This window comes from Pseudomonas sp. BO3-4 (assembly GCF_034044115.1).
GTDB classification, from domain to species: Bacteria; Pseudomonadota; Gammaproteobacteria; order Pseudomonadales; family Pseudomonadaceae; genus Aquipseudomonas; species Aquipseudomonas alloputida.
On the sequence record NZ_CP139018.1, the window covers coordinates 2,713,960 to 2,739,524 of the forward strand.

25 protein-coding genes are annotated in these 25,565 nt (G+C 61.9%); 10 read left to right on the forward strand and 15 right to left on the reverse strand.

The features are described from left to right. Positions 1-58 precede the first annotated feature (58 nt). The 10 genes from REH59_RS12555 to REH59_RS12600 all read right to left on the reverse strand — a co-directional run bounded on the left by REH59_RS12555 (position 59) and on the right by REH59_RS12600 (position 11,294). A complete protein-coding gene (locus REH59_RS12555; protein ID WP_014756324.1) occupies positions 59-781 on the reverse strand; it encodes a proteasome-type protease in 723 nt (240 codons plus the stop codon). 73 nt (positions 782-854) lie between these two features. Continuing rightward, the gene (locus REH59_RS12560) at positions 855-1,634 is read right to left on the reverse strand and encodes a transglutaminase family protein (protein ID WP_014860454.1); all 780 of its coding nucleotides are present in this window, start codon (positions 1,632-1,634) and stop codon (positions 855-857) included. Beyond that, positions 1,631-2,581 (reverse strand): alpha-E domain-containing protein, encoded by a 951-nt coding sequence (locus REH59_RS12565; protein ID WP_003254074.1) that lies wholly within the window; start codon positions 2,579-2,581, stop codon positions 1,631-1,633. Before REH59_RS12565 ends, REH59_RS12560 begins: the two co-directional genes overlap by 4 nt. Positions 2,582-2,584: 3 nt before the next feature. Beyond that, positions 2,585-3,994, reverse strand: a complete 1,410-nt coding sequence (locus tag REH59_RS12570; RefSeq protein ID WP_010953605.1) for a circularly permuted type 2 ATP-grasp protein — start codon at positions 3,992-3,994, stop codon at positions 2,585-2,587. Positions 3,995-4,427: 433 nt separating this feature from the next. Then, positions 4,428-4,799, reverse strand: a complete 372-nt coding sequence (locus REH59_RS12575; protein ID WP_003254071.1) for a RidA family protein — start codon at positions 4,797-4,799, stop codon at positions 4,428-4,430. Between the two features lie 27 nt (positions 4,800-4,826). Further along, on the reverse strand, positions 4,827-5,522 hold the full coding sequence (locus REH59_RS12580; protein WP_014860455.1) for a DUF3726 domain-containing protein: 696 nt from the start codon (positions 5,520-5,522) through the stop codon (positions 4,827-4,829). A gap of 2 nt (positions 5,523-5,524) precedes the next feature. After that, the gene (locus REH59_RS12585; RefSeq protein WP_014860456.1) at positions 5,525-7,219 is read right to left on the reverse strand and encodes a hypothetical protein; all 1,695 of its coding nucleotides are present in this window, start codon (positions 7,217-7,219) and stop codon (positions 5,525-5,527) included. 26 nt (positions 7,220-7,245) lie between these two features. Continuing rightward, entirely contained in the window at positions 7,246-8,796 is a 1,551-nt protein-coding gene (locus tag REH59_RS12590) for a BCCT family transporter (RefSeq protein WP_320450577.1), read from the reverse strand. A 55-nt stretch (positions 8,797-8,851) separates the two neighbouring features. Then, positions 8,852-9,838, reverse strand: coding sequence for a dipeptidase (locus REH59_RS12595; protein WP_003254063.1), 987 nt, complete (start codon positions 9,836-9,838; stop codon positions 8,852-8,854). A gap of 13 nt (positions 9,839-9,851) precedes the next feature. Then, complete coding sequence (locus REH59_RS12600; protein WP_012052756.1) at positions 9,852-11,294, reverse strand: aldehyde dehydrogenase family protein; 1,443 nt, start codon at positions 11,292-11,294, stop codon at positions 9,852-9,854. A gap of 95 nt (positions 11,295-11,389) precedes the next feature. Between REH59_RS12600 and REH59_RS12605 the strand changes: the two genes are divergently transcribed. Then, entirely contained in the window at positions 11,390-12,277 is an 888-nt protein-coding gene (locus tag REH59_RS12605; protein ID WP_014860458.1) for a LysR substrate-binding domain-containing protein, read from the forward strand. Positions 12,278-12,343: 66 nt separating this feature from the next. On the opposite strand, the gene REH59_RS12610 is transcribed toward REH59_RS12605, so the two are convergent. The 4 genes from REH59_RS12610 to REH59_RS12625 all read right to left on the reverse strand — a co-directional run bounded on the left by REH59_RS12610 (position 12,344) and on the right by REH59_RS12625 (position 15,951). Then, positions 12,344-13,273 (reverse strand): LysR family transcriptional regulator, encoded by a 930-nt coding sequence (locus REH59_RS12610; protein WP_014860459.1) that lies wholly within the window; start codon positions 13,271-13,273, stop codon positions 12,344-12,346. A gap of 98 nt (positions 13,274-13,371) precedes the next feature. Beyond that, positions 13,372-13,881 carry a flavin reductase family protein gene (locus REH59_RS12615; RefSeq protein ID WP_014860460.1) on the reverse strand — a complete coding sequence of 170 codons (510 nt, stop codon included), beginning with the start codon at positions 13,879-13,881 and terminating at the stop codon, positions 13,372-13,374. Positions 13,882-13,906: 25 nt separating this feature from the next. Then, positions 13,907-14,941, reverse strand: coding sequence for a methionine synthase (locus tag REH59_RS12620; protein ID WP_128573680.1), 1,035 nt, complete (start codon positions 14,939-14,941; stop codon positions 13,907-13,909). Between the two features lie 26 nt (positions 14,942-14,967). After that, positions 14,968-15,951 (reverse strand): DUF1852 domain-containing protein, encoded by a 984-nt coding sequence (locus tag REH59_RS12625; RefSeq protein ID WP_014860462.1) that lies wholly within the window; start codon positions 15,949-15,951, stop codon positions 14,968-14,970. A 231-nt stretch (positions 15,952-16,182) separates the two neighbouring features. Here REH59_RS12625 and REH59_RS12630 point away from each other — a divergent pair, with 231 nt between their 5' ends. Then, the gene (locus REH59_RS12630; protein ID WP_004576493.1) at positions 16,183-16,683 is read left to right on the forward strand and encodes a peroxiredoxin; all 501 of its coding nucleotides are present in this window, start codon (positions 16,183-16,185) and stop codon (positions 16,681-16,683) included. A gap of 86 nt (positions 16,684-16,769) precedes the next feature. Continuing rightward, positions 16,770-17,708 carry a LysR family transcriptional regulator gene (locus REH59_RS12635; RefSeq protein ID WP_004576494.1) on the forward strand — a complete coding sequence of 313 codons (939 nt, stop codon included), beginning with the start codon at positions 16,770-16,772 and terminating at the stop codon, positions 17,706-17,708. On the opposite strand, the gene REH59_RS12640 is transcribed toward REH59_RS12635, so the two are convergent. Continuing rightward, a complete protein-coding gene (locus tag REH59_RS12640; RefSeq protein ID WP_014860463.1) occupies positions 17,685-18,815 on the reverse strand; it encodes a porin in 1,131 nt (376 codons plus the stop codon). The two genes, REH59_RS12635 and REH59_RS12640, sit on opposite strands and share 24 nt — an antisense overlap. Before the next feature lie 373 nt (positions 18,816-19,188). On the opposite strand from REH59_RS12640, the gene REH59_RS12645 reads away from it, so the two are divergent. The 7 genes from REH59_RS12645 (at position 19,189) to REH59_RS12675 (ending at position 25,561) form a co-directional block, all read left to right on the forward strand. Beyond that, a complete protein-coding gene (locus REH59_RS12645; RefSeq protein ID WP_014860464.1) occupies positions 19,189-20,490 on the forward strand; it encodes an MFS transporter in 1,302 nt (433 codons plus the stop codon). A 1-nt stretch (position 20,491) separates the two neighbouring features. Beyond that, positions 20,492-21,676 (forward strand): M20 aminoacylase family protein, encoded by a 1,185-nt coding sequence (locus tag REH59_RS12650; protein WP_014860465.1) that lies wholly within the window; start codon positions 20,492-20,494, stop codon positions 21,674-21,676. Positions 21,677-21,944: 268 nt separating this feature from the next. After that, complete coding sequence (locus REH59_RS12655; protein WP_014756338.1) at positions 21,945-22,202, forward strand: hypothetical protein; 258 nt, start codon at positions 21,945-21,947, stop codon at positions 22,200-22,202. A 66-nt stretch (positions 22,203-22,268) separates the two neighbouring features. Continuing rightward, a complete protein-coding gene (locus tag REH59_RS12660; RefSeq protein ID WP_003254042.1) occupies positions 22,269-22,511 on the forward strand; it encodes a hypothetical protein in 243 nt (80 codons plus the stop codon). After that, positions 22,508-23,305: an exodeoxyribonuclease III gene (gene xth, locus REH59_RS12665; RefSeq protein WP_014860466.1), complete on the forward strand. Its 798-nt coding sequence runs from the start codon at positions 22,508-22,510 to the stop codon at positions 23,303-23,305. Before REH59_RS12660 ends, xth begins: the two co-directional genes overlap by 4 nt. Positions 23,306-23,421: 116 nt before the next feature. Next, positions 23,422-24,102 carry a thermostable hemolysin gene (locus REH59_RS12670; RefSeq protein WP_014860467.1) on the forward strand — a complete coding sequence of 227 codons (681 nt, stop codon included), beginning with the start codon at positions 23,422-23,424 and terminating at the stop codon, positions 24,100-24,102. Beyond that, positions 24,092-25,561 (forward strand): AMP-binding protein, encoded by a 1,470-nt coding sequence (locus tag REH59_RS12675; protein ID WP_014860468.1) that lies wholly within the window; start codon positions 24,092-24,094, stop codon positions 25,559-25,561. The genes REH59_RS12670 and REH59_RS12675 overlap by 11 nt, the downstream gene beginning before the upstream one ends. The last annotated feature ends 4 nt before the right edge of the window (positions 25,562-25,565 follow it).

The following is a 25,565-nucleotide window of genomic DNA, read 5'->3' on the forward strand; positions in this document are numbered from 1 at the left end:
CGGGCCAGACCGCGAAAGTGCCTGTCCAGGCACCAAAGGATCTGGACAGTTCGCTGACTCAGCCATAAGGCGGCGCTGGCAGTTCGGCCAGCAGGGTTTTCAAGCCGTCGCTCCACTGCCTGCGAATCTGCTGGTAATAGGCATCGTCGCTGGTAATGCGCTTGCGCGTCATGCTTTCCAGGCTGTTATTGCGGTACACCAGCAAGTCCAGCGGCATGCCCACCGACAGGTTGCTGCGGATGGTGGAGTCGAACGAGATCAGGCCGCAGCGCAGCGCTTCATCGAGCGGTGTGCGGTAATCCAGGTTGCGGTCGAGTATTGGCCTGCCGTACTTGCTTTCACCCAGTTGCAGAAACGGGGTGTCCGGTGTGGCCTGGAAGAAATTGCCTTGTGCATACACGTTGTAGATGGCCATGGGGCCGCCGGCTATCTGGCCGCCGACGATGAATGAACTGCTAAGGTCGATATCGGCCGTGAGCTTGCTGCGGTCTCTTTTGACCACCTCGCGCAGGGTGTCGGCGACCAGCACCGTTGCATCGTAGAGCGTGGCAACGTTCAGCAGGTGGGGGCCGTTGCCCTGGGTGCGTTGCTGCAGCAGGTTTACCACCGACTGCGAGGTCGCCAGATTGCCGGCGGTCTGCAGCACGATCAGCCGCTCGCCCGGTACGCTGAAGACGAACAACTTGGTGAACGTGGAGATCTGGTCGATGCCGGCGTTGGTGCGTGAGTCGCTGATGAAGACAAGCCCGTCCTCCAGGTGCATGGCGACACAGTAAGTCATGCGGTTTCCCTTGTGTTGCGTGTGGAAGGGTCTTGCCGCACTCGCGCGGCAAGACCGGTCTGAAGCCAGCCTGTCACTGGCGATGCACGTGGACGCTGGCCTGCATCGATTCGGCGCCGCCGCCGCGGCGTACGCCCCTGACCGGACAGGCATCGAGGTAGTCCAGGCCCACCGCCAGCTTCAGGTGACGCTCTGGCCGGGTCAGGCGGTTGGTAATGTCGAAGCTGTACCAGGCATCGTCGACCCAGGCTTCGGCCCAGGCGTGGCTGGCCAGGTGTTGTTCGTCCTCGGTGCACAGGTAGCCGGACACATAGCGTGCCGGCACCCCCAGGCTGCGTGCGCAGGCCAGGAAGGCGTGGGTGTGGTCCTGACACACGCCTGCGCCACCGTTGAAGGCTTCGATGGCCGTGGTGCCCACCGACGTGGCCCCAGGGCTGTAGGGCATGTGCTCGGCCAGGCCTTGCATCAGCCCGATCAGTGCTGCCCGGTCGCGGTGACTGCCACATTGCCGGGCGGCGAAAGCAGTCAGGGTGTTGTCGGCCAGCGTCAGGTGGCTACCGCGCAGAAACGGCAGGGGCGACTGGCTCTCGGTTTCGTGCTCGCAATCCGGGTCGATCTCGACCTGGCCGTGTGCGGTAAGCGCCAGGTGGCCATGGGGTTTGTCCAGTGTCAGCACATGCAGGATGTTGCCGTAAGGGTCGATCTGGCCCTTGACCTTGCAGGGCAGGTCCAGTTGCCATTGATTGATACGCTGGCGTTCGCTGCTGCGCGGCGTCAGGCGCAGGAACTGGATACTGTTGCACACGTCGCTGGCGTAGCTATAGGTTGTGTCGTGGCGAATGGACAGTTTCATACAACCTCCAGGTAGGAGTGATGGACGGCCTGGCCCAGTTGGTTGATGCGGCCGATGAAGTCGCTTAGCCAGGGATGCAACCCTGCATCAAGGATTTCGTCGATGGCGGTGTAGCGCAGGCGCGCGTTCAGTTCGGCGGCCATGCGCTGGGCGGCACGCCCGGTACTGCCCGGCAGGCCTGCCAGGATCAGGTCCAGTTCCTCGATGCAGGCATGCAGCGAGCGCGGCACGTCCACCCGCAACAGCAACAGCTCGGACACCGGCCGGGCGCTGGGCGCGGCGCGATAGAGCTCGTTGAAGGCCTCGTACGAGGTCAGCGCGCGCAGCAGGGCGCTCCATTGGTAATAGCCGCGGGCGGAGTCGTCGCTGACCTCTTCGGAGGCCTCGCCGAACATTTCATAGCGCGAATCGAGCAGGCGCAGGGTGTTGTCCGCCCGCTCCAGAAAGGTCCCCAGGCGAATGAAGCTGTAGGCATCGTTGCGCATGATGGTGCCGGAGGTCGCACCGCGGAACAGGTGCGATCGTTCCTTGACCCAGTCGCAGAACTGGCTGATGCCATAGCGACCCAGGCCATTGCTGGCAATGTTGCGCATTTCGATCCAGGTGGCGTTGATGTTCTCCCACATGTCGGCGGTGATACGGCCGCGCACTGCATGGGCATTGGTCCTGGCGGCCTGCAGGCAGCAGTAGATGCTGCTGGGGTTGGTGGCGTCGAGGGCGAAGAAGTGCAGCATGCGCTCGGTGTCGAGTTCCTTGTGCCGACGCAGGTAGTCGTCCAGCATGCCCGAGGCCATCAGCGACATTGCCAGTTCGGCATGGCCGTCGCTGCGCCCGGCCTGGGGCATCAGCGACAGCGAGTAGCTGACCTCGAGCATGCGCGCGAGGTTTTCTGCACGCTCCAGGTAGCGGGACATCCAGTACAGGTCGGAAGCGGTTCGCGAAAGCATGGCTCAGTCCTCCACCACCCAGGTGTCCTTGGTACCGCCGCCTTGCGACGAGTTGACCACCAGCGAGCCTTCCTTGAGCGCCACGCGCGTCAGGCCACCGGGCACCAGGCGGGTTTCACTGCCCGACAACACGAACGGGCGCAGGTCGATGTGACGCGGTGCGATGCCGCTGTCGACGAAGGTCGGGCAGGTTGACAGGCACAGCGTCGGTTGAGCGATATAGGCGTGCGGGCGGGCTTTGATGCGCGCGCGGAAGTCCTCGATCTGGGCTTTGGTCGAGGCGGGCCCGACCAACATGCCATAACCGCCGGAGCCCTGGGTTTCCTTGACCACCAGTTCGGGCAGGTGGGCCAGTACATGGGACAGGTCCGCCGGCTTGCGGCACTGCCAGGTCGGCACGTTGTTCAGGATCGGTTCTTCGCTCAGGTAAAAGCGGATCATGTCGTCGACGAAGGGGTAGATGGATTTGTCATCGGCCACGCCAGTGCCGACGGCGTTGGCCAGTACCACATTGCCGGCGCGGTAAACCGAGATCAGCCCCGGCACGCCCAGCATGGAGTCAGGGTTGAAGGACAGCGGGTCGAGGTAGTCGTCGTCCAGGCGACGATAGATCACGTCCACCTGTTGGGGGCCGGCCGTGGTGCGCATGTAGACATGCTCATCACGTACGAACAGGTCGGCGCCTTCGACCAACTCGATGCCCATTTCCCGGGCCAGGAAGGCATGCTCGAAATAGGCGCTGTTGAAACGGCCGGGCGTGAGCAGCACCGCGGTGGGGTTGTCCAGTGGGCTGGCGCTCTTGAGCGTGTCCAGCAGCAGGTTGGGGTAGTGATCGATGGGCGCGATGCGCTGGGCGGCAAACAGTTCGGGGAACAGGCGCATCATCATCTTGCGGTCTTCGAGCATGTAGCTGACGCCGCTGGGGGTACGCAGGTTGTCTTCCAGCACGAAGTAGCTGCCATCGCCGTCACGTACCAGGTCGACACCGGCAATATGCGCATACAGCCCACGGTGAAGGTCCAGGCCCTGCATGGCGATCTGGTAGCCCTCGTTGGCCAGCACTTGCTCTGGCGGGATGATGCCGGCCTTGAGAATGCGCTGGTCGTGGTAGATGTCCTCCAGGAACAGGTTCAGCGCCTGTACCCGTTGAATGCAGCCACGCTCGACCGTGCGCCATTCGCTGGCGCGGATGCTGCGCGGGATGATATCGAAGGGGATCAGGCGCTCGGTATCCTGCTTGTCGCCATACAAAGTGAAGGTGATGCCTGCGCGGTGAAACAGCAGGTCGGCCTCGCGCCGGCGCTGTTCCAGCAACTCCAGCGGGGTGTTGGCCAGCCAGCGGGCGAACTCCTGGTAATGCGGGCGGCAGTTGCCGTCCGCTTCGTACATTTCATTGAAAAAAGCCCGGGACATACCCACTCCTTGCCGCCGTTGCCGGCAGCTTCATTGCGGTTCATCTGCGTCTTTCAGGGTGCTGCCTTGCTGGGGTAAGTGGGAGCTGTGTCTCGCGTTAACCTCGGTTTCGGTAGATTGCCTGTGCGTTGAGTACAACCAGTCTGTGCAATAAAAGTGCCGAATACGCCTGGCGGTTCTGGCGATGCAGGAAATGTGAGGGGCACACCCGATGTGTGCTGCCTGGCCGCAAGGGCCGGCGCATCAAAAAAGGGCGCTTTTGATCCGGGCGCGGGTTTTGAACCGAAATGGGGCGCAGGCCGGTGCCTGGCGGGAGAAAAAGGGAGTATTCCGGGTGCATGACGTGGGGTGGAGGGTGCATGCATCGAGCGCCGCGCGGGCGGCACTCGATTGCGCGAACGCTGAATATCGTGAGACGGGCGCCTTCAGGGCGTCAGAGGCAGGCGTAGACCACCAGCTCCACCAGCATTTCTTCCCGGGCGAGGCCAGCCACCACTACGGCCGCACGGTTGGGGTAGGGTGCCTGGAAATACTCGGCGTACACGGCATTCACAGTCGCCAGATAACGGCGGTCGGTCACGTAGATCAGTACCTGGGTCACGGCATCCAGCGAGCTGCCAGCGGCTTCCAGGGTGTGGCGCAGGTTGTCCAGTGTCTGGCGGGCCTGGGCCTCGATGCCGCCGGCAACCACCTGGCCCTGCGTATCGATTGGGATCTGGGCCGTGTACAACGTACCGTTGCCGACGACCGCCCATTCCAGTGGCGCCCTGGAGGCGAACAGCTCGGTCTTTATCGCATGCTTCATGGGTTTTTTCCTCAGTGGCAAGGGTGTTCAGTCGGCGTCGCTGCCGCCGCCTGCACCGTGGCGGCGTGAGGCATCGGTGCTCTCGACAAGGATGTGTTCGGCCAGCTGCCTGAGCCTTTGCCAGGTATGTTCGTTGACGGTAAAACCTTGCTGCAGTGGGCGCTGCGGGTCGCTTATTGCCTGGGCGGTCTGGCCTGCTCGGGTGAACAGCACCGTTACGTCTTGCGCGGCCGCTTCAATGGCCTGGGGCCGGGTTTCACTGCTCAGTTCCGGGCGCGGCATGCCGGCGGTAAAATCGGCCAGGTGGCATTGGCGGGCGTCCTCCCAGCGGGCTTGCACGTGCAGCCCCTGCACCGCTGCCCGGCTCAGGTAGCCCAGCAACAGCAAACGGTTGTGGCAGTGGCGTATGCGCAGTTCAGCCTGACCACAGCGCATGGCCTTGGCTGCCGCCAGTTCCACCACCGTGGCGGCGCAGCGCAACACGCTCTGGCCCTTGGCGTCGATCACCAGCAGGGCGTTATCCTCATGGCACAAGGCGTATGGCCGTGCAGCTTCGGCTTGCAGATAACGCAACGCCTTTTCCAGTGCACCGACGCCATCGAGCCCCTGCAGTTGCAACCAGCCCACGAGTTCGGCGGCATCCTCGCAGTCGCCCGGGGCGAAGCCCATGCCTTCGAATGCCTTGCGGCACATCACCTGTATTTCGTTAAGCGATACGCGCATGGTCAAAGCTCCCTTTGCGGCATGACTGCGAAATTCCAGTCGTCTGCGAACGGCTGACCGATGTCGCTGACCAGCGGCGCGCCCTGGAACAGCGTGATACGCACCCAGCGGCTTGACTTGGGGTCGAATTTCCCCGCGCCGAAAAATGCCAGTTTGCAGCGCAGCAGGTGAATCGGCAGCATGTCCCGGGCCAGCAGATTGGCACGGATTTCACCGTAGTTTGTTTTTGCCATGCCTTGCAGGCGGCGTACCGCGCCCTTGAACCTCGGTTGGGCGATCAGGAAGTGAGCGGTCAGCGCCTGAGGCTGCAGTTGCAGGTGCTCCAGTAGCGCGCTATGGCACTGCTGGATATTGCGGGCAATACCCAGTTGCATTTCTTTTTCGGCCCCTGGCTCCTCTGCGCGAATGCCCAGGCGCGGCTCTTCTTTTTCAGCTGAGCGGTACCAGAAGAAGTGCTCCGCATCGACAGCACTGAAGTCGTAGCGCAACGCCCAGCCATATTGCTGCTCGATGAGCTGGCGCAGTTGCCCAAGGGGCATCTGGGCGTCCAGCTGCCAGCTTTCGTTGACCCCCATGTGCTCGGCCAGGGGCGTGACCTGCTCGGGGTACAGCTCCAGCAGCAGGCTGACCAGAAGCTCCTGGCAGCCCACCCCCGTGTGTAATTGCGCCCAGGCCAGCAGGCGCGGCCAAAGGCCCGCGCCGTCGGCTTGCGTGCCAAGCCAGGTGGCCAGTAAAGCAAGCTCGGCCAAGGTTTGCAGGTTCTGCTCATGCTGGCGCTGGTCTTCGGTCCGGGACTGGCTCAGGTGCAACTGGGCGCGCGCCAGCAATTGCTGCAGGCGTGCCAATTGGTCGGGCTCCGCCGACTGCGCCAGTACCAGTGCCAGGGCCGTTTCCCGCGTACTGATCCAGTGCTCCACCAGTTGAGGGTGGTTGATCAGAAAAGGGGCCATTCCCAGCCCGGTCGCGTTGCCTACCCCCAGGTAGCGCTGTAGCGCCGGGGCCAGTTGCACTGCCCGCTGCGGGGCGAGTGCCCGGGCCATGTGGTTGATCTGCTCGATGCTGAAGTGACGCAGCAGGTAGACGGTGAACATCTGCGCGCTGAACGGCTGGTTGAAGTCCGGGTTATCTTGCAGGCAACCAAAATCGGCGATGCCAAACTTGCCGTTACCGTAAACCGCGGTGGTGCGATACAGGTAGCCGACTTCAGCCAGTTGCTGTGGATCGGGCTGGCGTCCTTCTGCCAGCGCCGCCAGAAACCGGTCGAAATTGCGCAAGCTACGGTTGGCCCGCGACAACACCAGCACGCGTGCATCGAAGCGGCCGGCTTCCTGCAGCGGCACGTTGCGTTGCAGGTCGGCCAGTTGTGCCGAGTCGACATCGCCGGCCACCAGCACGAAGCTGACGTCCCACTGGTCGGCGATGACCCGATCGCTGCGCTTTTCCGGCGGCAGGTAGGCCGAGAAGATCACGCAGTGGTAATGGCCGTTTGGCGTTTCGATGCGGTAGATCGCAGTGCCGAAGCCTTGGCCATCGAGGTCGAAACAGCTGCGCCGGATTTGCCAGCGCTGCTGCATCATCCGCCGCATGCTGCTGCGCACGAAGCTTAGCGGGCTCTGGAAGTGGCTACCCAGCCGGGCCAGGTCCATGACTTGGCTGGCAGGGCGCAACGCGGGTATTGCAGGCACGCTGTTGGGCATTGTTGTTGTACCTGGATGGATCATGTTCAGACGCCTTGTTCACGGGCCATGTGTCGAGCGATGCGCACGGCATCCCACAGCGCTGGCAGGATCACCAGCGACACCGGCACCGCGGTGATGACAATGAAGGATTGCAGGGCCGTCACACCGCCTGCGCCAATGGTGATCAGCACCACCGCCGCCAGGCCCATGCCGATTGCCCAGAAACCGCGCAACCACTTCTTCGGTTTATCGTCGCTGGACATCGCCAGCGCCACGGTGAAGGCCATGGCGTCGCCATTGGTGGCCACCGAGATGAAACTCAGGAACAGGAACAGCGCGCTGACAAGGCCACCCAGTGGCAGGTTCTGCGTCACTCCCAGCAACAGGTCTTCAGGCTTGGCGCCATGGGCGGTGACGATGCCTGGCGTTTGCAGCTCCAGGCCGATCCCGGTACCGCCCACCACAGTGAACCAGAACATGGTCACCAGCGGTGCGATGATCGACAGCGTCATGATGATCTCGCGGATGGTGCGGCCCCGCGAGATCCGCGCGACATACAGAGCCACCATGGGCGCGTAGCCGATGAACCAGCCCCAGTAGAACACCGTCCACCAGTCGAGCCATTTGGGGTCGGCGCGGAACATCGTCAGGGGGATGAAGTGCTGCACGTGCAGGGCAAAGGCCGCCGGGAAACCGCCGAGGATGAACAGCGTCGGTCCGAATACCACCATGAACAGGGCCAGGCCGATCATCAACCAGACGTTGATCTCGCTGACAAAGCGGATGCCTTTGAGGCCCACCAGACACGAGACAGTGTACATCGCGGTCACCAGGACAATGGTCAGCGACTGGGTGACGATAGTGTTGGGCAACCCCCACACGGCGTGCATGGCGCTGCTGATCTGCAGGCCAAGGAAACCGATCGGACCGATGGTGCCGGCCACTACCGCGATGATCGAGGCAGCGTCGGCCAAGGTGCCGATCGGGCCCTTGAGCGCTCGCTGGCCGAACAGGGGGTAAAGCAGGGTGCGCGGCGCCAGCAGAAGGCCTTTATCGTAATGCAGGTGCATCAGCACGATCGCCAGCAGGCTGCCCAGCACGGCCCAGGCCAGGAAGCCCCAGTGCACGAACGATTGCGCCAGTGCCGCGGTGGCCGCCGCTTCGCTGTGCGGTTGCAGGCCGGCGAAGAAGGGCGGTGGGCTGGCAAAGTGCATCAAGGGTTCGGCAGCGGCCCAGAAGGCGCCACCACCTGCCAGCAGGGCGCACATGATCACGGCGATCCAGTTGAAGGTGCTGACGTCCGGGCGCTGGGTGACCCCGCCCAGGCGTACACGCCCGCACTTGGAAAAACCGATGAACAGGCTGACGGCGAAGGTTGCCAGCATCAGCACTTGCCAATAGAGGCCAAAGGCCTTTGTCGACCAGGCGAACAGGGTATTGACCAGCGCCGACACGGTGTCGATGTCGATCAGCGCCGCCAGCAGGAAGGCGCCGAGGAATCCGCCGCTGATCAGGAACAACGGCCAGTCGATATCGCGTGCCATAGGCAGGCCCATGGCCTGGCCGTCGGCCTGCAAGGTAGTTGGGTTTTTCATGAAACCTCCGGAACCTGCGATTCTTTTTATTGTTGATGCTGTCCGTGCAAGGGGTTCAGGCCTGTGCCGTGGTGGCGGTCTCCAGCAAGCGCAACCAGTTCAGCCCCATGATGTTGCCCACGTCGTGCTCGGCAAAGCCGCGGGCGCGCAGGCCCTGGGCAATGTTGCGGAAGTCGCGGCTGTCGCGGAACCACTGCAAGGGCGCCGGCCAGTTGGCGTTGTCCCTGGAGCCTTCGCCGTAGTCCTTGTCCTTGCTCCAGCGGCCGTTGCGCATCCATTCCAGCACAGACAAGGGTTGCGCCTGGCACAGGTCGGTGCCGATGCCGATGTGCTCCACACCCATCAGGTCGGCGGTGCGCGCGACCATGTCGCAGAAACTTTCCAGGCTACAGTCCGAGGCACCCTTGAGGTGGAACGGGTAGGTGCTGAACCCCAGTAGCCCGCCGGACTCTGCAATCCCGCGTAGCACCGCATCGGATTTGTTGCGCTTGGCGGCGTGGAAGCTGGCAGGGTTGGCATGGGAGATGATCACCGGTCGGCTCGACAGTTCGATGGCCTCAAGCGTGCTTCGCTCGGCGCTGTGAGACATGTCGATGAGCATGCCGACGCGGTTCATTTCGGCGATCACCTGGCGGCCAAAGCGGCTGATGCCGTTGTCCTCGCGCTCGTAGCAGCCGCTGGCCAGCAGGCTTTGGTTGTTGTAGGTCAGCTGCATGACGAACACCCCGAGCTGGCGGAAAACCTCCACCAGGGCAATGTCGTCCTCGATCGGCGAGCAGTTCTGGAAGCCGAAGAAGATACCCACCCGGCCCTCCTCGTGGGCCAGGCGGATGTCGCTGGCCGTGCGCACCGGGCGGATCAGCTCGGGCCATGTCTCGAAGCGGCGGTTCCACTCGCCCAGGCGCGACAGGGTTTCGCGGGCGTTTTCGTGGTAGGCGATGGTGGCGTGCACCGCGCTCAGGCCACCGGCCTGCATCTGCTGGAATATTTCCTGGCTCCAGTTGGAGTACTGCAGGCCGTCGATCATCAAGAGGTCGTGCATGGCATGTATTCCTTCAGGGCCGCAGGTAGGTGGTCTTGACCACGGTGTAGAAGTCGCGAGCGTATTGCCCCTGTTCCCGGGGGCCGAAACTCGAGGCTTTGCGGCCCCCGAATGGCACGTGGTAGTCGGTCCCGGCGGTGGGCAGATTGACCATCACGCAGCCGGTCTGGGCGCGGCGCTTGAAGTGGCTGGCGTGGCGCAGCGACTGGGTGATGATCCCGGCTGTGAGGCCGTACTCGGTATCATTGAGCGTGGCCAGCGCCTCTTCAAAATCGCGCACGCGGATCACGCAGGCGATGGGGCCGAACACTTCCTCGCGATTGATGCGCATGTCGTTGCGGCTGTTGATGAACAAGGCCGGGCGCATGTAGTAGCCATCGGAGGCCAATTGCAGGCGCTCGCCGCCTTCTATCAGGGTGGCGCCTTCGGCCTGGGCCAGTTGCAGGTAGGCCAGGTTCTGTTCCAGCTGGCGCGCGTCAGCGACCGGGCCGATCTGGACGCCAGCCTCCAGTGCATGGCCGACCTTGAGCTGGCGCATGCGCAGGCGCAGCGCCTCGACGAAGCGGTCGTGGATGCCGTCGCAGACGATCAGCCGTGATGACGCAGTGCATTTCTGCCCAGTGCCAAAGAAGGCCCCGTTGAGCGCGCATTCCACGGCCAGTTCGAGGTCGGCGTCGTCCATGACCACCAAGGCATTCTTGCTACCCATTTCCAGCTGGCAGCGCACCAGGTTACCGGCGGTGGCCACCGCTACGCGTCGGCCCGTCTGCAGAGAACCGGTGAACGTCAGGGCATCGATCTCGGCGGACTGGATCAGGGCCTCGCCGACGTCGGCACCGCTGCCCATCACCAGGTTGAAGGTACCGCTGGGCAGGCCCTGGCGGCTGATGATCTCGGTGAGCGCCCAGGCACTGGCCGGCACCAGGTTGGCCGGCTTGAACACCACGGCGTTGCCGAAGGCCAAGGCCGGGGCGATTTTCCAGGCGGCGGTGGCCATGGGGAAGTTCCATGGGGTAATGATGCCCACCACACCCACCGGTTCGCGATGCACTTCGATGTCGACCCCTGGGCGCACCGAGGCGGCAGTCTCGCCCATCTGACGCAGCACTTCGGCGGCGTAGTAATGGAAGAACTGGCCACTGCGGTTGACCTCGCCGATGCCTTCGGCCAAGGGTTTGCCTTCTTCTCGCGACAGCAGTTCGCCGAGTTCTTCCTTGCGGGCGATCAGCTCGTCGCCGATGGCCATCAGCACTTGTTGGCGGCTTTCCAGGCCACTGGCGGCCCACAGGGGTTGAGCGGCGCGGGCGGCCTGGATGGCCTGGCGGGCCTGTTCGGCGCTGGCCTGATGGTACTGGCCGATCAGGTCGCCAGTGTCCGAGGGGCTGTAGTTGCCCAAAGTGGCGTGGCCTTCACACCACTGGCCATCGATGTAGTTGTTGTAGGTCTTGTGTGACATGGATGAACGCCTCCGTTTGCATGGCATTCATCATGCGAGCAATATGCAGCAAATAAAAATTAATAAAAAAAATGCTTTGATAAGGAATGCTAACCATGTTGCCCGAGCTGAAAATCGCGCAGTTGCGTTACTTCGTACTGGTCGCCGAACACAAGAGCTTCCACGCGGCCGCCCGCCAGGCCTTTCGCACCCAGCCTGCGATATCCCTGGCCCTGCGTGAACTGGAGCAGAAGCTGGGGCAGGCACTGGTCGAAAAGGGCGGTGGCCGGGTGGAGCTGACGCCATATGGCGAGCATTGCCTCCCGTTGTTTCGGGGCTTGATTGAGCACCATGACCGTATTGCCCGTGAAGCCATGCTGTTTGCCCGGCATGAAATCGGCCAGGTCAGCATCGCCACCGTGCCTTCTGTGGCCAGCCGAATGCTGCCAGGGCCGCTGGCCCGCTTTGTGGCCGCGCACCCCAATGTGCAGGTCAGCATTCAGGACGGCACGGCCGAACGCGTGCAGCAGTTGCTCGCTCAAGGGCAAGTGGATTTCGGCATCAGCAGCCTGTGGGTGGACGATGACCAGCTCGAATTCGCCCCCATCGTGAATGATCAGGTTGGCGTGGTGTGCCGCAGCGACCACCCGCTGGCGCAGGCGGGGGGGCAGCTGCATTGGGCGCAGTTGCTGGGCGTGCCGATGATCCGCAACGGTACCTCGCAATTACTGGCGGGTACCGAGGCCGAGGGTTTGCTGGCCGATAGCCGGCTGTTCATTTCCAACATGATTTCGTTGATCGCCATGCTGGAGGAGGGGGTAGGGATCAGTACCTTGCCGTACCTCGCTTTTCCGCAGGAGAACGAAAAACTGGCGTTCGTACCCCTTGTGGAGCCCAAGGTAGAACGGCACATCGGCATGCTCACCCGCAAAGGGCGCAGCTTGTCACCTGTCGCGGGGGCACTGATGGCGTTTCTGCAAGTGCAGTTGGCGAAGGCTGGCTGATTCGTTGGCGGTAGGGGCATGGCGCGCCATCGCCGGCACTGAGGTTCGCAAACGCACGCCCGGCTTTCAGATAACCGGGCCTGAAGGCACGCTGACACCTGCCAGCGTGGTGAACGAAATATCCTTGGCCGTCAGCAGAAAATCACGCACGTACGGCACCTCCAGCATGTCACTGCGCAGTGCCGCATAGAGGTTTGCCTGCAGGCCGTGTTCGCCAAGGCGCTTGGCGGTTACATAGCCGCGCGAACTGTATTCGTGCACGGCCCAGTTGGGCAGGCAACAGACGCCGCGCCCGGACGCAACCAGTTGCATCATCATCACGGTAAGTTCTGAGGTGCGGACCTGTGCGGGCTCGACGTCGGCGGGGTCTAAGAAGCGGGTGAAGATGTCCAGGCGGGTGCGTTCGATCGGGTAGGTGATCAGTGTCTGGCTGGCGATATCGGCGGGCTCCAGGTACGGCTTGTGGCGCATGGCGTGGTGGTTGTCGATGGCCAGCAGCGCCTCGTAGCTGAACAGAGGCACGTAGCTGATACCCGGCAATGTCACCGGGTCGGAGGTCACCACCAGGTCCAGGTCGCCGCGCTCCAGGGCTGGCAGTGGCGCGAAGGAAAAACCCGAGGCGAGGTCCAGTTCCACCTCAGGCCAGGCGCCGCGGAACTCATCCACTGAAGGCATCAGCCACTGGTAGCAGCTGTGGCACTCGATGGCGATGTGCAACCGTCCGGCGCAGCCCCCGGCCAGCTTGCCCAGGTCCCGTTCGGTATTGCGGATCTGAGGCAGCACCTGATCGGCCAGCTGCAGCAGCTTCAGCCCGGCGCTGGTGAAGCGCACCGGCCTGGATTTGCGCACGAACAGTGGCATGCCGATGCGCTCTTCCATATCGCGGAACTGGTGCGACAGGGCTGATTGTGTCAGGTGCAGGCGCTCGGCGGCCTCGTGCAGGCTGTCGGTTTCACGCAGCGCGTGGAGGGTTCGCAGGTGGCGTAAATCGATCATGAGTTAAATGGCGGATCAACGCAGTAATGGCGGGTTTTCTTCACTGCTGCGTGATCCTGACAATTCCTTTGCTGGGTTTTCCGTGAGTGGGGTGAGGCTCAAACCGCGTGAGGCGCGGCGAGGTTGCAGTACTGCCCCTTGAAATACAGCAGCGGCTGCGTGGCAGCAGTGGCCTGCAGGTTCAACGCTTTGACTTCGCCAATCACGATCAGGTGGTCCCCGGCGGCATGTTCGGCGTGAATTTCGCAATCAAGCCAATGCAGGCTGCCGGCAATGATCGGGTTGCCCAACGGCGATGCTTGCCATTCGACGCCCTGCCACTTGTTGGCGCCGCGCCGGGCAAACTGGTTGGAAATGCCGACCTGTTCACCTGACAGGATGTTGACCGTGAAGCGCCCAGCCTGGCGAATTTTCGGGTAGCTGGCCGAACGGGACATCACACTGAATGACACCAGCGGCGGGCTCATCGATACGCTGTAGAACGACTGGCAGGTGAAGCCGATCGGCTCACCTTCGTGGTGCGATGTAATCACCGTGATGCCGGAGGCGTAGTGCCCGAGTGCCTGGCGAAAAGTCGACGGCTCGATCGCCGTACCGGAAAGCAACATGGTAGGTCCTGTGGCTGCATTCATTTCAGCGTGCGTTAGCGAGTTCCTGACGGACGATGGCTGCGCCTGCACTCAACGCCTTGAGCTTGCCGCTGGCTACCTGGCGAGGCAGGGGTGCCATGCCGCAATTGGTGCAAGGGTAGAGCTTGTCGGCATCGACGAATTGCAGTGCCTTGCGCAGGGTGGCGGCGACCTGTTCGGGTGTTTCAATGACATGGGTGGCCACATCGATGGCGCCGACCATGACTTTCTTGCCGCGAATCAGCTCGAGCAGGTCCATCGGAACATGCGAGTTATGGCATTCCAGCGAAATGATATCGATGCTGGACTGCTGCAGTTTGGGGAAGGCCTGTTCATATTGCCGCCATTCTGAACCGAGGGTCTTTTTCCAGTCGGTGTTGGCTTTGATGCCATAGCCATAGCAAATATGGATGGCCGTTTCGCACTTGAGGCCCTCGATGGCCCTTTCCAGGGTAGCCACGCCCCAGTCATTCACGTCGTCAAAGAAAACATTGAATGCCGGTTCGTCGAACTGAATGATGTCCACGCCCGCGGCTTCCAGTTCTCTGGCTTCCTGGTTGAGAATCTTGGCGAATTCCCAGGCCAGTTTCTCGCGGCTTTTGTAGTGGTTGTCATACAGTGTGTCGATCATGGTCATGGGGCCGGGTAGCGCCCACTTTATCGGCTGTGTGGTGTGCTGGCGGAGGAACTTGGCATCTTCGACAAACACCGGTTTTTGTCGAGCGACAGCACCCACCACCGTCGGTACGCTCGCATCGTAGCGATCACGGATTCTAACAGTTTTCCGTTGTTCGAAATCAACGCCGCTGAGGTGCTCGATAAACGTGGTGACAAAGTGCTGCCGGGTTTGCTCGCCGTCACTGACGATGTCGATACCGGCGTGTTGTTGTTCTTGCAAGGCCAGGCGCAAGGCATCCTGTTTGCCTTCGACCAGTTGCGCGTCTTGCAACTTCCACGGTGACCAGAGTGTTTCGGGTTGAGCAAGCCAGGCGGGTTTAGGCAGGCTGCCGGCCGTGGAGGTGGGTAGCAATGTGTTCATGAACAGTGACCTTGTGCTTTGAATGTTCAACGTGCGTATTGAGCGGACCATTGCGCTAGCGTGGCCTGGTAGGGTTTGACAAATTGCTCCTCGGCAAACTTGCCCTGCTCGATCGCCAGGCGGCTGCGCTCTTCCCGGTCGTAGACAATGCGCGTGAGCGAGTAATCCTGGTTTTGCAGGCTGGGCTGGTAGGCCTTGCCTGCGGGAGAATTGGCGTTGTAGATCTCGGGTCGGTAGATTTTCTGAAAGGTGTCCATGGTGCTGATGGTGCTGATCAGTTCAAGGTCGGTGTAGTCAGCCAGCAAGTCGCCGGCAAAATAAAACGCCAACGGGGCGACGCTGTTCGGCGGCATGAAATAGCGCACCTTCAAGCCCATTTTCTTGAAGTATTCATCCGTCAGGGAGTATTCATCCTGCTGGTACTCAACCCCTAGCACAGGGTGCTGATTTTCGGTGCGCAGGTAAGTCCTGCTGCTGGATACGCTCAGGCAGATAACCGGTGGTTTGCTGAAATGCTCCTGGTAGGTGTGCGAGTTGACGAAGCATTTGAACAGGTTGCCATGCAGCTCGCCGAAATGATCGGGTGTGCTGAAGGTCGACCGATGCTTGTTATGCTCCAGTAACAGCACGCTGAAGTCGTAATCGCGCACGTACGAAGAGAAGTTGTTGCCTACCATGCCTTCGAGGCGCGTATTGTTTTGGCGGTCGACAATATGGGTTTTCAATATTTCGATCAGCGGCAGTGCATGGCCGTGCTGCGCATTTTCAATATTCATTTCCACCGATATGATGTCCAGCTCTACGCGGTAGCGATCATGTTCGGGGTTGTCCCAGTGCGCCAGCGCATTGAAACGGTTATTGATCATCGTCAAGGTATTGCGCAGGTTTTGCTGGCGGTTTGCACCCCGTGCCAAATTGGCGAAATTGGTCGTGATGCGGGTGTTTTCGGCGGGGTGATAATGTTCGTCGAACGCAATGCGCTTGACGGTGAATGTTGGCGCTTTATTCATGGTGACGGCTTCCAGATGCCTGAGTGTGAGCAACTCAGTGCTGGTCAGTTGCGTAGGCTGAGTCGTTCACACCGTAATCTTGATGTGTTTGATTGAGGCGTATCCTAGGCGGGGCGCTGCATGAATGATATTGAAGTTATTTCACAGGTTTTTTAGCCCTGTTCATGATGCGTTGCCTGGACGACTGCGGCATCATGGCCGCCTGGCCCTCACCTCACCCAGGAGACAGCGATGATCAAAACCGGCGATCAACTGCCCGACGTTACCCTTTATCAATACAACAGCGACGCAGGCGCCTGCGCGATCGGCCCGATGGCCTTTTCCATTCGCGAGCGTTGCAAGCACAAGAAGGTGCTGATCTTCGCGTTGCCGGGCGCATTCACGCCGACGTGCTCTGAACGTCACGTTCCCGGTTATGTCGCGGCGGCCCCTGCGTTGTGTGCGGCTGGCATTGACGAAATCCTGTGCGTCTCGGTGAACGATGCCTTTGTCATGAACGCCTGGGGCAACAGCATGCAGGTCGGGGATGCGGTCAAGATGATCGGCGATGGCAATGGCGAATTCAGCGAGGCGCTGGGCCTGACCCAGGACCTTTCGGCACGCGGTTTGGGGCGGCGCTCGCAGCGGTATGCAATGTTGGTCGACGATCAGGTAGTCCAGTACATCGCGGTTGAAAGCCCCGGCAAGTTCGAGGTCAGCGATGCGGCCAGCCTGCTGGCTGTGTTGCGCTAGCCATACCTTTCAGGCCTTGCCGACAACGGCTGTCAGGGCTGCCAGAACACTTTTCGAACCGGCCGCTAACAACAAGGTATAAACGGTTGAAACTTCACCAACTCAGGGCGCTGGTCGCCATTCATAACGCAGGCAGCATCCTCGAAGCCTCCAAGCTCATGCACATTACTCAGCCCGCGCTGAGCCGTTCGATCAAGGAGCTGGAGCGGGAGGTGGGGTTTACCCTGTTGCAGCGGTCGCACAAAGGCATGGCCCTTACCGAGGAAGGCAAGCGTGTCATCCGCCATGCCAACCTCGTGGTAGAGAGCATACGCCGCCTGCAGATCGAAGCGGCGAGCATTCAGGATGCGGCGCTGGGCGCCGTGTCGATCGGGGTTACGTCGTTGACGGCGATGCTCGATGGCGTCGATGAAAGTATCCTGGCCTTTCGGCGCAAGTACCCGCGGGTGAAGATCACCATCACCGACCTGCGTCCCAGCCAGATCCTGCAGCGCTTGCGCGATGGCAGCCTGGACTTTGCCATTACTTCGCAGCAACCGCTGAGTCGGCTGAGCCTGGACTGGGAGGCGCTGGGCAGTATCAAGGGCAGGGTGATTTGCCACGCCTCGAATCGGCAGAAGTTCAGCCAGTCACTGCGCACCTTGCAATACGCCCCCTGGATCAGCCTGGACGAGTTGTCGGACCAGGCTTCGCAGTTTCACCAACTGTTCGAAGCCAATGGCCTTCGAGTGCCACAGAACACTGTTGAATGCACTTCAGTGATGATGGCGCTGAAGCTGTTGAAGAACACGGAATCGTTGATGACCATCAGCGAGCTGGCGGTGGACCAAGGGTCTACCTACGGTATCGATTGCGAGTTCGTAGCCATGGCGGTGCAGGAGTTGATTCCGGATTACCCCATCAACCTGGTCTGCATTGACCGCCACAGCCTCACGGCGCCTGCCCAGGAGCTGTTCCACAGCTTGCGCGGGCAGGTGCTCAAGCAGACCCGCCCCGTGGGGTCAGAAGTGGTAGTACATGCCTAGCGAGACGTTGCTTGGGTTATCGCCCGCCTGGTCCACCGGGGTCCCGGCGTAGGTGACCGACGAGGCGCGCTGGTTGGCGATCATGCCGAGGCGTCCATAGAGGGCCCAGCGGGGGTTGATGAAATGGTCATAGCCGATCATCACACCCCACGCGTCCTTGTCGCGGGCGCTGACCTGGCGTTGCATCACCGCCAGGCGCAGCACGTCCAGTTCGCCCACTGGCGCCATCATGCCGAAAGTGTACAGCGTGGTGCTGGGCGTGCCGGCCTGGTCCACATCCTGACGCTGCCAGGTGAGGCTGGTGGCCAGCGGGCCGAAATCGTAGAACGCCGACAGGCTCTTGAAATCGTTGGCGGTCTGGCGTGAAACGCCGCCGTCGTCCCATGGGTCGCTGTAGTAACGGTTGTAGGAGGCCAGCAACATCACCCGGCTGTTGTGGTACTGCAGCCGGGCGCCACCGCCACGCACGGTGCGCCCAGCGCTGGCGGCATCGTCGAAGCCGAAGCTCAGCGCGGTACCGAGGCTGAAGCCGCTGAAGGTCGGGCTGGTGTAGGCCAGGGTGTGCTTGGGGCGCAGGTCAAGGTAATAGGCCCCCTTGCCGGCGGCAGGCAGGGCCAGGTAGGTGTAGGGCGAGCCATAGGTGGCCAGGAACGGGTCGGCGTAGGTGGGCGTGGCCATGCCGTAGGTCTTGCCGAACTCGAGCTTGCCCAGGGTGCGCGAGCGCAGCGCGACTGTCGCCAGGCGCAGGGTACCGACGGTGTCCCAGGTGCCCTCCAGGGCCTCGCCATTGAGGTTGAAACCCTCCTCGACGTCAAGCTCCACCACGGTATCGGGGTCAAGCGCCTTGCGTGCGTACAGCCCGAGCTTGTTGGTCCAGGCGCCGCCACCGGCCAGCCTGAAACCCGAGTGGTGCTGTGAGTCGTGATAGCTGGCGAATGCATCCACGGTGCCGTACACCTTGAGCGTGTCATCGAAGCCGTAATCCAGCCCGTAATAACCAAAACCCGGCGCAATCCGCGCGAGCGTCGGAAAACCCTCTGCCTGTGCCTGCGCAGCAAGGCAAGCCCCTTGGATCATCAACAGCAACGACGTAATGCGAGTGTTCATTCACGACTCCAGGCCAGCACGGTGATGGGGTGGCTTTAGCGTCGGTGAACAGAACGTTGCAGCGTGATTGCTTATTCGGTCAGGTCATGCCGTTTGGTTAATCAAGGGCTGGCGCGGCGTGTGGATTGGCGAGCGCATCCGCGTTAGACAGGCTTGGTACCCGCGTCAACGCTGCGCTACGGATGCTGATCTGTGGGCGTTATTGGGGCCGCGCGCGGAGCGAGGGCGGACTGTGCGCCAGCTCAGGGCAATTTGGCCAACGATCGCGCCAGCTAATTAATCATTGGTTATCCCTATGCCGAAACTGCAAGTGTATTGGGTGCCCGATTGGCTGATATTCGCTGCACGCCGCGATTTGCCAACGGAGACAACAATGATCAGACCGCTACCCACATCGCCGAGCCTGCAAAAAGGTGCGCATTCAGCCGCGCAGGTATCGTCCTCCCGTAAAACCTTGGTCGCCTGCTCGTTGGGCAATGCGCTGGAAATGTACGACTTCACGATCTACAGCTTCTTCGCTGTACTGATCGGCAAGCACTTCTTCCCCTCTGACTCGGCCATGGCGTCGTTGTTGATGTCGCTGGCCACCTTTGGCGTCGGTTTCCTGATGCGCCCGGTCGGGGCGATGGTCATCGGCCGCTATGCTGACCGGCATGGACGCAAGGCCGCTTTGAGCCTGACCATCGGGCTGATGACCCTGGGCACCGCAATGATTGCCTTTGCGCCCACGTATTCACAGATCGGGATTTTCGCCACCTTGCTGCTGGTGACCGGCCGGCTCATCCAGGGCATGTCGGCAGGCGGGGAGGTCGGTACCGCGTCGGTGTTCCTGATGGAATCCAGTGCAGTCGGCAATCGCTGCCAGAGCGTCAGCTGGCAGGCCGCCAGCCAAGGCTATGCCGCCTTGGTGGGGGCCGGCTTTGGCCTGGCCCTCAGCCAGTTGCTCGACCCTTCCGCGCTGGAAAGCTGGGGATGGCGCATACCGTTCATTTTTGGCCTGCTGATCGGGCCGGTCGGTTGGTACATACGCACGCGGTTGCCGGAGACCCATGAGGCGGCACCGGCGCAGAAGGCAGAGCAGGGGCTGGATGCCGAACTGCTCAAACGCATCGCCCAAGGCATCGGCCTGATGGCCAGCTCGACCATTGGCATGTACCTGTTCGTGTTCTACATGCCGACCTACCTGACCACCGCCTTGCATTATCCACCCGGCAGCGCGATGGCGATTGCCTGCATCAGTAGCGGTTGCATGGCCGTCATCTGCCCGTTGGCCGGCAAATTCGCCGACAAGTATCAGCTCAGAAAACGCCTGCTGGTGTGGACGGTCGCCGCACCGGTGGTGTTGACCCTGCCCGTGTTCTATCTGCTTGGGCAAGTGCAGCACATGGGCCTGGCCATGATGGGCGTGGCGATCCTGATCTTGCCGACCTGTATCGGTGCCGGTGCGTTCTTCGCGCTGATCATGGAGGGCTTTCCGAAGGCCAGGCGCTCGTTCGGCACCTCGGTCAGCTACAGCCTGGGGGTGACCCTGTTCGGTGGTTTCTCGCCATTGGTGGCCACCTGGCTGATTGCAGCGCTGGACACGCCGTTGGCGCCAGCTTACTTCCTGCTGGCCGGCGGCATCGTCAGCCTAGCCTGCCTCAGGTACTTCCCCGAAAACAAAGGATGCGAGTGATATGGGTATTTTGCAGAGCAATCAAACACCGAGCTCAGCTGCCGAGCTGGATGAGTTCGTCATGCTGCGCCGGCAGATCCACGCTGCGCCGGAAATTGGCGGCGACACCCCCGATACAGCGGCCCTGGTAGCCGACAAGCTGCAAGCGTTGGGCTATGAAGTGCATCGCAATGTAGGTGGGCATGGTGTGGTCGGCGTGCTGAAAGTGGGGGACAGCCCGCGCAGCATCGGTTTGCGTGCAGACATGGACGCACTGCCCATGGGCGAAAAGAATGCGTTTGCGCATGCCAGCAAGATCCCCGGCCGGATGCATGCCTGTGGCCATGACGGGCATACCGCGATCCTGCTGGCAGCCGCTGCGCAACTGGCGGCTACACGCCAGTTCAACGGGACGTTGAACGTGATATTCCAGCCCGACGAGGAAGGCCTGGCGGGGGCCAAGGCGATGATCGACGACGGCCTGTTCGAGCGTTTTCCGTGCGACTCGGTGTATGCGCTGCATAACATGCCCGGCCTGCCGGTGGGCACGTGCGTGGTGCAGGCGGGGCCCACCATGGCGTCTTCCGAACGCGTCAGCATTCGGATTACCGGCAAAGGCGGGCACGGTGCGATGCCGGAGCTGTCGGTAGACCCGGTGATGGCGTTGAACAGCCTGATCAGTGGCATCCAGACCATCAAGTCGCGCAACCTGAGCGTCGAGGACTACGCCGTGATCAGCATCGGCATGATCCAGGCCGGCACCGTCTACAACATCATCCCTGACGAGGCCTGCATGTTGCTGAGCGTGCGCACCGACACGGCCCAGACCCAGCAGAAGATCAACAGCCGCATTGACGCCCTGGCCAAGGGGCACGCAGAAAGCTATGGCGTGGAGATCGAGGTGCAATTCACCCAACTGGCGCCCGCCTTGTGCAACAGCGATCACGAAAGCGCGTTGCTGCGTGACAGCCTGAGGCCGTTGTTCGCCGACGGCGCGCTGCTGGACAAGATGCCGAAGAAGGTCATGGGCACCGAAGACTTTGCCTACATGTTACAGGCGCGGCCTGGCTGTTACTTCATGCTGGGCAATGGCACGGGCGAGTTCCATGGGTGCTCGGTGCATAACCCCCACTACGATTTCAATGATGCGTTGGTGAAAATTGGCGCTGATTGTTGGGTGAAGTGGGTTCAGGACTATCTGCGTTGACCCCTTTGTCGGGGCTTGCCGGGGCTTGCACAGCTCCGGCAAGTGCCGCCTTTGCCGTGGAGAATGCCCTGCGGTGCAGGGCACCGGCTTCGCCGGTGTTCGCGGGCAAGCCCACGGCTGCAGGCTGGACTGCCTTTTGACCCTGGGGCATCTGCGTCGAAATAGTCTACGCTTCCAGCCGAAGCGCGTCGTGACAGGCTTCATCCCGTTATCGTCGCTCTGGCGATTCACACCGACGGACCAGGCTTGGTCCAAAGAGGGTGCTGCAATGGCGACTATCGACACCGAGAACCTTGCAAAGGGGCTGCAGCAGGTTGAAGCCTGCTGGCAGGCGTATACCTCCTCACAGCGACTTATTGAGGGCCTTGAAGGGTGCGACCTGAGCAGTGCCATTGAAACAGCCAACCGTGATTTCACCAGGTTTCAGAACCAGTGCCAGCTTTTTTATGCCGAAGTGCGCAAGAGGGCCGCGGATGCGGACAAGCTGGAGAGCGACATGGCACGGTATCCCCATTACTTTCAGTGACGCCCTGATTGAACGTCGCGCTGTGCCCGGGTTCTGACAAGCAAAGGGTACAGCGAGGACGCTTTCATGAGCATCGAACGCAACATTCCCGAGCTTGAAGCCTGGTACGCCCAGTACGACGACATCAGTTACCGGCGCGCGTCACCGGATGCCTACCACCATGAACTGCTTCGCACAGCCGAGGCCCTGCGCGACGACGGTGCCATCGACTGGGACGACTGGTTGGCGCTCAAGGCGCTGGCCGATGAGGCGCATATCCGCGCGCTGGAAGATGCAGTGCAGGCCCATGTGAGCGACCCGGACGCATGAAAGCGCTGAAGATTGCCACCTTCAACATCAATGGCATCCGCAGCCGTTTGCCGGCGCTGCTGGCCTGGCTGGAGCGGGAGCAGCCCGACATTGCCTGCCTGCAGGAGCTGAAGGCGGCCGATCAGCAGTTCCCTCGCGCGGAGCTGGAGGCAGCAGGCTATGGCAGCCTTCATCATGGGCAACCGTCATGGAACGGCGTGGCCATTCTGGTGCGGGGCAGCGATCCGCTCGAGGTTCGCCGCGGCTTGCCCGGCCTGGAAGAGGACAGCCAGAGCCGCTATCTGGAAGCTGCGGCACACGGGGTGTTGGTCGCTTGCCTCTACCTGCCGAACGGCAACCCGCAGCCCGGGCCCAAGTTCGATTACAAGCTGCACTGGTTCGAATGCCTGATCCAGCATGCGCGCAGCCTCTATGGAAGTGGCCACCCCACGCTGCTGGCAGGGGATTTCAATGTCGTGCCCACCGACATGGACATCTATAACCCGCGTTCCTGGCTGAAGGATGCACTGCTGCAGCCTGAGTCGCGAGCGTGTTACCAACGACTGCTTGATCAGGGCTGGCTCGATGCCATACGCCATTTGTACCCGGACGAGCGTGTCTACACCTTCTGGGACTATTTCCGTAACCACTGGGTCCGCAATGCCGGGTTGCGGATCGATCATCTGTTGCTCAACCTCGAGCTTGCGCCTTATCTGAAGCGGGCGGGTGTCGATGCGTGGGTGCGTAACGAGGCCAAGGCCAGCGACCATGCACCCGTCTGGATCGAGCTGGGCACGCGTCGTGCCCGGTCATAGTCAATTCAGCACATGAACGAGCACCGGGCTGAGGCGCTCCGACAGTAGCCGACTTCAGATTGCATTCAGATTCGGCCCCGATAATTCCCTCCGTCGCACCCAGGCGGGGAAATTTCATGACTCAGACTCATCAATGGCACAGTTTGCTTCCGTTACCCATCGGTAGCCATGCCGATCATCAGGCGCATCTTTCTCTTCACCTCAGCGGCGATCATGGGCGAGGCGAGCTGGAGCACTTCATACACGAGCGCTTTGCCTGCGTGCACCAGGCGGATGTGCAGCATTACCTGCCGGAACTGCTTGCCTTGCAGGGTAGCCACGGTCGCCTGATCGCGGCGGCGGGCATGCGACCGGCCAGCGAAGGGCCGCTCTTTCTTGAGCGGTACCTGGACGAGCCTCTGGAATCCGCTGTTTCACGGGTAACCGGTGCCTCACCGGATCGCAACTGCATAGTAGAAGTAGGCAACCTGGCCTCGCTCAGCGCCGGCAGCGCTCGAATAATGATCATTGCCGTGACGTGGTTGCTGGCCATGCGCGGTTTGGAGTGGGTCGCATTCACGGGCGCCGCGACACTGTTCAACAGTTTCCAGCGACTGGGGCTGGTGCCCACTGTGCTGGCCTCAGCGGATCCTGCGCGCTTGCAGGGCCAAGTGGACCAATGGGGGACCTACTACGACCAGCGACCCCAGGTATTTGCCGGCAACATAGGCTTTGGCTTCGATGCCCTGAAGCAGGCGGGCATGTTCGAGCGGCTTGGGTTTCCCATGCTAACCCTGGAGACCGGCCATGCGGCATGAACTGACTGCCTTTCAGGCACTGTTGCGCCAGCATGCCCTGGAACATCCTGACGCCGTGGCCGTCCAGGGCGATGCGCAGCGTTACACCTACCGGCAACTGCTCGACGAAGTCGAATCTCGTGCGGGCTGCCTGCGTAGCCAACCACCGGGAACCTTCGCCGTGGTGCTGGATAACGGGCCCGAGGCGCTATTCTGGGATTTGGCGGCGCTGTTCGCCGAACGCGCCACTGTGACAGTGCCGTCGTTTTTCAGCGCGACCCAGTTCCAGCACTGCTTGCAGCAAAGCGGGGTCACGGCGGTCGTGTGCGAGGCGCAGTGGGCCGAACAGCTCGTTGCGCTTGGCTTTGCCCGGCAGGCGCCAGCTGGCGTGTGGCAGCGTGACAGTTTTGTCGCCCCGGCGCTGCCTGAGGGCACTGCCAAGATCACTTACACCTCCGGTAGCACCGGCACGCCCAAAGGCGTGTGCCTGAGCGCTGAAACCCTGCTGCGTGTGGCGCATGAGCTGGAGGCCGCCAGCCGCCCAACCGAGCCGCAGCGATACCTGGCGGTACTGCCACTGGGTGTTCTGCTGGAAAACCTGGGCGTCTACGCCGCGCTCATGGCTGGCGCTTGTGTGCAGCTCTATCCGCAGCAGCAGTTGGGGATGGGAGGCGCGAGCCAGGTCGATTTCAAGCGCCTGCTGGGCGCAATCGCCCTCAGTGGTGCGCAGAGCCTGATCCTTGTGCCGCAACTGCTGATGGGGCTGGTGACAGCGATCGAACGCGGGCTGATGCGGGTCGGCCCTCTGCGTTTGGTGGCGGTAGGCGGCGCTCGGGTATCGCCAAGCCTGCTCGCGCGGGCCGAGGCGGTCGGTTTGCCGGTGTTCGAAGGTTACGGCTTGTCTGAGTGCGCCTCGGTAGTGGCGCTCAACCGCACAGGGGCTGTGCGCCCTGGGAGCGTCGGCAAGCCATTGCCGCATGTGCAGGTGCGCATTGCCGACGATGGCGAAGTTTTGGTGGCCGGCTCGATATTGCTGGGCTACCTGGGAGAGCCGCCGGTAACCGGGCAGTGGTGGGCAACAGGCGATGTAGGGCACCTCGATGAGGAGGGCTACCTCTACCTGGATGGCCGCAAGAAGCATCAGTTCATCACCAGCTTCGGGCGCAACGTCAACCCGGAGTGGGTAGAAGCCGAGCTGAGCCAAAGTGGCGTGATCGCCCAGGCTTTCGTGCATGGCGAGGCCTTGCCACGCAACCTTGCCTTGCTCTGGCCGCTGGATCCCGGCATCAGCGACGAGGCCATCGAACAGGCCGTACAGCAATGCAACGCGCGATTGCCCGATTACGCCAGGGTGCACACCTGGCGCCGCTTGCCAGTGCCTCTGAGCACGCTTGACGAAACCCTGACTGCCAATGGCCGCCCGCGACGTGAGGCGATCTTGCAGCGTTACCACACCCTGTTGTCCGACATCTCGTTGTGAGGTT